The sequence below is a fragment of the Streptomyces poriferorum genome (assembly GCF_019399235.1).
Classification (GTDB): domain Bacteria; phylum Actinomycetota; class Actinomycetes; order Streptomycetales; family Streptomycetaceae; genus Streptomyces; species Streptomyces poriferorum.
In genome coordinates this window covers 1-9,054 of the sequence record NZ_JAELVH010000263.1, presented here as the reverse complement: position 1 = coordinate 9,054, position 9,054 = coordinate 1, and the positions used below count along the sequence as shown (strand labels likewise).

Here is a 9,054-nt window from a genome sequence, read left to right as displayed (position 1 = left end):
CGGCGCACCGGGCCGGCGAGGTCGGCCCAGGCCCGTTGACCGCCTACGCGGTGACCCCCGCGCTGCGGGAGTGGTACGTCTCCGACGACATCGAGGAGCTGGAGTACGCGGCGCTCAACCGGGCCGCGTCCGCATCGCTGCGGCTGATCGCGGGGGACCCCGGAGCCGTCCGCCGGCGTGTCGTCGTCGCCGTCGACGTGCCGGACGGGGCAGCGGTCGCCGACCCGGACCACATCCTGGACGCCTCCTCGCTCGGTGAGGTCACCATCGCCTCCGCCAGCCGCGGCGGCCGTGACGTCCTTGTCCGCCTCGTCCGAGTCGACGTGCACGGCGGCCGCCGCGGCTGCCCTGGGAGCGGCGGACCTCGGGGACGACGACGCCCAGTTCACCGTCGACGGCGCCGAGGACCACGAGCTCCTGTGGTTCGGCATTCAGGAGATCCCGAATCTGATCGGGTGAGCGGGGCCCGTGGAGGGCCGTGCGAAGGGCTGTTCGTCCGGTTGTCAGTGGCAGCGGGTATTTTTCTCGCATGGGGACGAACGGGAAGCACCGCACGCATCTGGTCTGGGACTGGAACGGCACTCTGCTCGACGACAACATCGCGGTCGTCGGCGCGACGAACGCCGCGTTCGCCGAGATCGGCCTGGCGCCGATCACCCTGGAGCAGTACCGCGAGACGTACTGCGTCCCGATACCCCGCTTCTACGAGCGCCTGATGGGCCGGCTGCCCACGGAGGTCGAGTGGGAGCGGATGGACGGGGTCTTCCACCGTCACTACACGGAGCAGCGCGAGGCCTGCGGACTGACCGCGGGGGCCGCGGAACTGCTCGCACAGTGGCAGCTGGCCGGCCGGAGCCAGTCCCTGCTGAGCATGTACGGGCACGAGCACCTGGTCCCCGTCGTGCGGGGATACGGCATCGAGCGGCACTTCGTGCGCGTCGACGGGCGCACCGGGCCGTCCGGCGGCAGCAAGGCGCAGCACATGGAGCGGCACTTCGCGGCGCTGGACGGGATATCGCCCGAGTACACGGTGGTCATCGGTGACGCCGTGGACGACGCGGTGGCCGCGGCCCATGTCGGAGCGAAGGCGGTGCTCTTCACCGGCGGTTCGCACAGCCGGAGCAGCCTGGAGGCGGCAGGGGTGCCCGTCGTGGACACCCTGGTCGAGGCCGCGGCCCTCGCCCAGCGGCTGAGCGAGTAGCCGACGGTCCCGGGCGGCCGGGCCGCGAGGACGGGGACGGGGCTCAGGTCACCGGGGCCTTGGTGCGGAGCACGGTCAGGAACTCACGCATCCAGGCCGAGTGGTCCGGCCAGGCGCGGGACGAGACCAGGGTGCCGTCCACCACGACCTCGGTGTCCTCGAAGGCGGCCCCGGCCGTCTCCATGTCCGGCTCCAGCGCGGGATAGGCCGTGACCCGGCGGTTCTTCAGCGCGCCGGCCGCCGCGGTCATCAGCGGGCCGTGGCAGATCTGGGCCACCGGGCGGTCCGTGTCGAAGAACGCGGAGAGGATCGTGCGGAGATCGGCGTCGTTGCGCAGGTATTCGGGAGCGCGCCCGCCCGGGACGACCAGGGCCACGTAGTCGTCCGGGTCGACCTCGGAGAAGGCGAGGTCGGCGGGCCAGGTGTAGCCGGGCTTCTCGGTGTAGGTGTCGAAGCCGGGCTCGAAGTCATGGACCACGAAGCGGAGCGTCTTGCGGGAGGGGGCGGCGATATGGACCTCGTAACCCTCCTCGCGCAGCCGCTGGTACGGATAGAGGACTTCGAGGGACTCGGCGGCGTCGCCGGTGACGATCAGGATCTTCGGTGCCATGGCGGGGCTCCCCACGGTGCGTCGGCCTGTTCTGTTTACCGGTACCAGAGTGCGGCAGTCAGGGCCTGTGCGCTGTCCAGAGTGTCAAAGTTCGGGGCCTTCTTTTGTACACATACGGCTCGTGACGGTTACGGGGGCGGGCGAGATAGCCTGGACCCCGTGATCAGCGCGATACGCCTCGGGGGCAGCGAAGCCCCCGGCCTGCGCCCGGAGTGCCACAGCACCCGGGCCATCACTGATCCCCCCAGCCCGACCCGACCGCCAAAAATGGCCAATAAGGTCCCGGGCGTCTCTCATTGCGGCATAGCGTCGTCTCAGACCGGAAACCCCGTGTCGTGGCGGTACGCCGTCTTTTTCACCTACGTCACGCAACGGCGCGCGACAGGAGCCAGAGGACATGCAGACCAAGCTGGACGAAGCCAAGGCCGAGCTGCTCGCACGGGCTGCCAAGGTAGCTGACAACAGCCCGGGCGGTGGTCTCGGTGGCCCGGGCGGTAGCCCCCGGGTGAAGGTCGCGGCGACCGGCGCCGACGACGGCACCGGGGCCGGGCAGGAGCGTTCGCGTCAGGACGTGCTGCTCGCCTACCTCCAGCGCTACTACCTCCACACCGCTCCGGAGGACATCGCGGGCCGGGACCCGGTCGACGTCTTCGGCGCCGCCTCCTCCCACTACCGGCTCGCCGAGGACCGCCCGCAGGGCACGGCCAACGTCCGGGTGCACACCCCGACCGTCGAGGAGAACGGCTGGACCTGCAGCCACTCCGTCGTCGAGGTCGTCACCGACGACATGCCGTTCCTGGTCGACTCCGTCACCAACGAGCTGTCCCGCCAGGGCCGCGGCATCCATGTCGTGATCCACCCGCAGGTCATCGTCCGGCGCGATGTGACCGGCAAGCTGATCGAGGTCCTCACCGAGGGCGTCGGCATCTCGACGGACCCCCAGGCCGGCCGGAAGAACGCCAAGGGGGCGAAGGACGCCAAGGCCGAGCTGCCGCACGACGCGGTCGTCGAGTCCTGGATCCACGTCGAGATCGACCGCGAGACCGACCGCGCCGACCTCAAGCAGATCCAGCTCGACCTCCTGCGGGTCCTGTCCGACGTACGGGAGACCGTCGAGGACTGGGAGAAGATGCGGGACGCCGCGCTGCGCATCGCCGACGACCTGCCGGGCGAGCCGCTCGACGACCTCGCCGACGACGAGGTGAACGAGGCGCGGGAGCTGCTGCGCTGGCTCGCCGCCGACCACTTCACCTTCCTCGGCTACCGCGAGTACGAGCTGAAGGACAGCGACGCGCTGGCCGCCGTGCCCGGCACCGGCCTCGGTATCCTGCGCGCCGACCCGAAGCACAGCGAGGACGAGGCACACCCGGTCAGCCCCTCCTTCGACCGGCTGCCCGCCGATGTCCGCGCCAAGGCCCGTGAGCACAAGCTCCTCGTCCTGACCAAGGCCAACAGCCGGGCGACCGTGCACCGTCCCAGCTACCTCGACTACGTCGGCGTGAAGAAGTTCGACGCCGACGGCAACGTCATCGGTGAGCGCCGCTTCCTCGGACTGTTCTCGTCCGCCGCCTACACCGAGTCCGTGCGCCGGGTGCCCGTCATCCGCCGCAAGGTCGCCGAGGTGCTGGAGGGCGCGGGCTTCTCGTACAACAGCCACGACGGCCGCGACCTGCTGCAGATCCTGGAGACGTACCCGCGCGACGAGCTCTTCCAGACGCCGCCCGACCAGCTGCGCTCCGTCGTCACCTCGGTGCTCTACCTCCAGGAGCGGCGCCGGCTCCGGCTCTACCTGCGCCAGGACGAGTACGGGCGCTACTACTCCGCGATCGTCTACCTGCCGCGCGACCGCTACACCACCGGTGTGCGCCTGCGGCTGATCGACATCCTCAAGGAGGAGCTGAACGGCACCAGTGTCGACTTCACCGCCTGGAACACCGAGTCGATCCTGTCCAGGCTGCACTTCGTCGTCCGGGTCGCCCCGGGCAGCGAGCTGCCCAGCCTCACCGACGCCGAGGCCGACCGCATCGAGGCCCGGCTCGTCGAGGCCGCCCGGTCCTGGGCCGACGGCTTCCAGGAGGCGCTGGGCGCCGAATGCGGTGAGGAACGCGCCGCCGAGCTGCTGCGTCAATACGGGCACTCGTTCCCCGAGGGTTACAAGGCCGACCACTCGCCGCGCTCCGCCGTGGCCGACCTGGTCCACCTCGAAGCCCTCAAGGAGGACGAGAAGGACTTCGCCCTCAGCCTGTACGAACCGGTCGGCGCCGCCCCCGGCGAGCGCAGGTTCAAGATCTACCGGACCGGTGAGCAGGTCTCCCTGTCCGCCGTCCTGCCGGCGCTCCAGCGACTCGGTGTCGAGGTCGTCGACGAGCGTCCGTACGAGCTGCGCTGCGCGGACCGTACGCACGCCTGGATCTACGACTTCGGGCTGCGGATGCCGCAGGCCACGGCCAACGGCGGCTACCTCGCCGACGACGCCCGGGAACGGTTCCAGGAGGCGTTCGCCGCCGTCTGGACCGGCGAGGCGGAGAACGACGGCTTCAACGCGCTGGTGCTGAGCGCCGGTCTGAACTGGCGGCAGGCCATGGTGCTGCGCGCCTACGCCAAGTACCTGCGCCAGGCCGGATCGACCTTCAGCCAGGACTACATGGAGAGCACCCTCCAGAACAACGTCCACACCACCCGGCTGCTGGTCTCGCTGTTCGAGGCCCGGATGTCGCCGGAGCGGCAGAGCGCCGGTACGGAGCTGACCGACGGGCTCCTCGAAGAACTCGACGGCGCCCTGGACCAGGTCGCCTCGCTCGACGAGGACCGGATCCTGCGGTCCTTCCTCACCGTCATCAAGGCCACCCTGCGCACCAACTTCTTCCAGCGCGCGGAGAGCGGCAAGCCGCACAACTACGTGTCGATGAAGTTCGACCCGCAGTCGATCCCGGACCTCCCCGCGCCCCGCCCGGCGTTCGAGATCTGGGTCTACTCGCCGCGCGTCGAGGGCGTCCACCTGCGCTTCGGCAAGGTCGCCCGCGGTGGTCTGCGCTGGTCGGACCGGCGTGAGGACTTCCGTACGGAGATCCTCGGCCTGGTCAAGGCGCAGATGGTGAAGAACACCGTCATCGTGCCGGTCGGCGCCAAGGGCGGCTTCGTCGCCAAGCAGCTGCCGGACCCGTCCGTCGACCGTGACGCCTGGATGGCCGAGGGCATCGCCTCGTACCGCACCTTCATCTCGGCGCTGCTCGACATCACCGACAACATGGTGGCCGGCGAGGTCGTGCCGCCCAAGGACGTCGTCCGGCACGACGAGGACGACACCTACCTCGTCGTCGCCGCCGACAAGGGCACCGCGAAGTTCTCCGACATCGCCAACGAGGTCGCCGTCGCCTACGGCTTCTGGCTCGGTGACGCGTTCGCCTCCGGTGGTTCGGCCGGCTACGACCACAAGGGCATGGGCATCACCGCCCGCGGTGCCTGGGAGTCCGTCAAGCGGCACTTCCGGGAGCTCGGCCACGACACGCAGACCGAGGACTTCACCGTCGTCGGCGTCGGCGACATGTCCGGCGACGTCTTCGGCAACGGGATGCTGCTCTCCGAGCACATCCGCCTCGTTGCGGCCTTTGACCACCGGCACATCTTCATCGACCCGAAGCCGGACGCCGCGACCTCGTACGCCGAGCGGCGCCGCCTCTTCGACCTGCCGCGCAGCTCCTGGGCCGACTACGACAAGTCGCTGATCTCCGCCGGCGGCGGCATCCACCCGCGCAGCGCCAAGTCGATTCCGGTCAACGCCCATATGCGCGAGGCGCTCGGCATCGAGGCCGGGGTCACCAAGATGACGCCCGCCGACCTGATGCAGACCATCCTCAAGGCCCCCGTCGACCTTGCGTGGAACGGCGGCATCGGTACGTACATCAAGTCGTCCGCCGAGTCGAACGCGGACGTCGGTGACAAGGCCAACGACGCGATCCGCGTCAACGGCGAGGACCTGCGCGCCAAGGTCGTCGGCGAGGGCGGCAACCTCGGGGCCACCCAGCTCGGCCGTATCGAGTTCGCCCGTACCGGCGGCCGGATCAACACCGACGCGATCGACAACAGCGCCGGTGTGGACACCTCCGACCACGAGGTGAACATCAAGATCCTGCTCAACGGCCTGGTGCGGGACGGCGACATGACGGTCAAGCAGCGCAACAAGCTGCTCGCCGAGATGACGGACGAGATCGGCCACCTGGTGCTGCGCAACAACTACGCGCAGAACACCGCACTCGCCAACTCGGTGGCCCAGGCGCCCTCCCTGCTCCACGCCCAGCAGCGTTTCATGCGCCGGCTGGGCCGCGACGGGTACCTCGACCGGGCCCTGGAGTTCCTGCCCACCGACCGGCAGATCCGTGAACTGCTCAACGCCGGCAAGGGGCTCAGCCAGCCCGAGCTGGCTGTCCTGCTCGCCTACACGAAGATCACGGCGGCGCAGGAACTGATCGGGACGAACCTGCCCGACGACCCGCATCTGCAGAAGCTGCTGCACGCCTACTTCCCGCAGCAGCTGCGCGAGCGCTACCCGGACGCGGTCGACGGGCACGCGCTGCGGCGCGAGATCATCACCACGGTCCTGGTGAACGACACGGTGAACAGCGGCGGTTCGACGTTCCTGCACCGGTTGCGGGAAGAGACCGGTGCCTCGATCGCGGAGATCGTCCGCGCTCAGTTCGCGGCCCGGGAGATCTTCGGCCTCGGTGAGGTGTGGGACGCCGTCGAGGCGCTCGACAACGAGGTCGCGGCCGATGTGCAGACCCGGATCCGGCTGCACTCGCGACGGCTCGTCGAGCGCGGCTCGCGCTGGCTGCTCGGCAACCGGCCGCAGCCGCTGGAGATCGCCGCGACGATCGACTTCTTCCGCGACGGTGTCGATCAGGTCTGGGCCGAGCTGCCCAAGATGCTGATGGGCGCGGACCAGGAGTGGTACCAGGGAATCCTGGACGAGCTCACCGAGGCGGGTGTCCCGGACGCGCTCGCGCAGCGTGTCGCCGGATTCTCGTCGGCGTTCCCGGCGCTCGACATCGTGGCGATCGCCGACCGCACGGGCAAGGACCCGCTGTCCGTCGCCGAGGTGTACTACGACCTCGCGGACCGGCTGGGCATCACGCAGCTGATGGACCGGATCATCGAGCTGCCGCGGGCGGACCGCTGGCAGTCGATGGCCCGCGCCTCCATCCGCGAGGACCTGTACGCGGCGCACGCGGCGCTCACGGGCGACGTGCTGAGCGTGGGCAACGGGTCCTCCTCGCCCGAGGAGCGGTTCGGGGCGTGGGAGGAGAAGAACGCGGCGATCCTGTCGCGCTCGCGCTCCACGCTGGAGGAGATCCAGGGGTCGGACGCGTTCGACCTGGCGAACCTGTCGGTGGCGATGCGGACGATGCGGACGCTGCTGCGGACGCACGCGTAGCGTGCGGGGGTGAGCGGTGGGCGGCTGCCGGTGCGTACCGGTGGCCGCCTTGTCCTCGGGCCGGACGGGCCGGAGAGTGTGCGGCCCGTCCGGGGCCGGGGGTTTGTCCTCAATCGCCGGACGGGCTTGAAATGATCGAAGCGTCGGGTGGGGCTTCAGATGCCGACTGACGTCGATGTGTCGGCCGGGGCTACTTTTTGCCGGTGAAGCGCTCGTACGCTGCGACGACCTCCTTCGCCGGGCCGTCCATCCGTAGAGTCCCCGCCTCCAGCCAGATCGCCCGGTCGCAGGTTTCGGTGATCGACTTGTTGTGGTGGCTGACCAGGAAGACCGTGCCGGCCTGCTTGCGCAGTTCGATGATCCGGTCCTTGCTGCGCCGCTGGAAGCGGGCGTCGCCCGTGGAGAGTGCCTCGTCGATCAGGAGGACGTCGTGGTCCTTGGCGGCCGCGATGGAGAAGCGCAGCCGGGCGCCCATGCCGGAGGAGTACGTGCGCATCGGTAGCGTGATGAAGTCGCCCTTCTCGTTGATGCCGGAGAAGTCGACGATGCCGGCGTAGCGTTCGCGGATCTCCTCGCGGCTCATGCCCATCGCGAGGCCGCCGAGCACGACGTTGCGCTCGCCGGTCAGATCGCTCATCAGCGCCGCGTTCACCCCGAGCAGCGAGGGCTGGCCCTGGGTGTGGACGCGGCCCTTCGTGGCGGGCAGCAGTCCGGCGATCGCCTTGAGCAGGGTCGATTTCCCCGAGCCGTTGGAGCCGATCAGGCCGATCGCCTCTCCCTTGTACGCGGCGAAGCTCACCCCCTTCACCGCGTGCACCTCGCGCACCCCGGGGGCCTGCCGGCGCGAGACGATCCGGCTGAGGGCCGAAGTGGCGCTGCCCTTGCCCGTACGGGCGCCGTTGACCTTGTACGTGATGTGGACGTCGTCGACGACGACCGTCGGTACCGCGGAATCCGTGCTCTCAGCCACGTCCGTAACTCTCCTCGCCCTGCCAGAAGTAGACGAACCCGCCCACGCCGCACACCAGCGCCCAGCCGGTGGCGACGGCCCACACATGCGGCGGAAGCTGCGAGCCGTGGAAGCTGTCGATGAGGGCGAATCGCATCAGGTCGATGTAGACGGCGGCCGGATTGATCTCCAGCGCCAGCTTCGCCAGGTACGGGACCCGGTCGCCCGCCAGGCTCTTGTCGAGGCTCCACATGACGCCCGAGGCGTACATCCAGGTGCGCAGGATGAAGGGCATCAGCTGGGAGATGTCCGGGGTCCGGGCAGCCAGCCGGGCGAAGACCATCGAGACACCGGTGTTGAACACCGCCTGCAGGGCCAGGGCCGGTACCGCCAGCAGCCAGGCCGGCTGCGGGTACTGGCCGACGGCCAGCAGGATCAGTACCAGCGCGGCCAGTGAGAACAGCAGCTGCTGGAGCTGTTGCAGGGCCATCGCGATCGGCAGCGAGGCCCGGGGGAAGTGCAGGGCCCGTACGAGGCCGATGTTGCCGCTGATCGCACGGGTGCCGGCGGTGATCGAGGTACTGGTGAAGGTCCAGATGAAGACGCCGGTGACCAGGAACGGGACGAAGTCGCTGACGCCCTGCTTCGTCTTCATCAGGACGCCGAAGATGAAGTAGTAGACCGCCGCGTTCAGCAGCGGCGTCATGATCTGCCAGATCTGGCCGAGCTTCGCCTGGCTGTACTGGGCGGTGAGCTTGGCAGTGGCGAACGCCGTGATGAAGTGCCGCCGCCCCCACAGCTGCCGGACGTACACCGGCAGCGTCGGACGGGCTCCGCTCACGGTCAGTCCGTGGCGGGCGGCG

Annotated in this window: 5 protein-coding genes and 1 pseudogene; 3 read left to right on the top strand and 3 right to left on the bottom strand. The window is 69.5% G+C overall.

All coding sequences use genetic code 11. From position 1 onward, the window contains the following. Nucleotides 1–459, top strand: a pseudogene (locus JGS39_RS31810) (DUF6912 family protein); the annotation flags it as partial. Between the two features lie 70 nt (nucleotides 460–529). Then, nucleotides 530–1,201 (top strand): HAD family hydrolase, encoded by a 672-nt coding sequence (locus JGS39_RS31805; protein ID WP_219573211.1) that lies wholly within the window; start codon nucleotides 530–532, stop codon nucleotides 1,199–1,201. A gap of 43 nt (nucleotides 1,202–1,244) precedes the next feature. Here JGS39_RS31805 and JGS39_RS31800 read toward each other — a convergent pair whose 3' ends face one another. Continuing rightward, nucleotides 1,245–1,811, bottom strand: a complete 567-nt coding sequence (locus tag JGS39_RS31800; protein ID WP_219573210.1) for a DJ-1/PfpI family protein — start codon at nucleotides 1,809–1,811, stop codon at nucleotides 1,245–1,247. Nucleotides 1,812–2,208: 397 nt separating this feature from the next. On the opposite strand from JGS39_RS31800, the gene JGS39_RS31795 reads away from it, so the two are divergent. Continuing rightward, nucleotides 2,209–7,242: an NAD-glutamate dehydrogenase gene (locus JGS39_RS31795; RefSeq protein WP_219573209.1), complete on the top strand. Its 5,034-nt coding sequence runs from the start codon at nucleotides 2,209–2,211 to the stop codon at nucleotides 7,240–7,242. Between the two features lie 190 nt (nucleotides 7,243–7,432). On the opposite strand, the gene JGS39_RS31790 is transcribed toward JGS39_RS31795, so the two are convergent. Both JGS39_RS31790 and JGS39_RS31785 read right to left on the bottom strand, forming a co-directional pair. Further along, a complete protein-coding gene (locus JGS39_RS31790) occupies nucleotides 7,433–8,212 on the bottom strand; it encodes an ABC transporter ATP-binding protein (RefSeq protein ID WP_219573208.1) in 780 nt (259 codons plus the stop codon). After that, on the bottom strand, nucleotides 8,205–9,054 hold an 850-nt coding region (locus JGS39_RS31785; protein ID WP_219573207.1), incomplete at its 5' end, for an ABC transporter permease. The genes JGS39_RS31785 and JGS39_RS31790, both read right to left, overlap by 8 nt.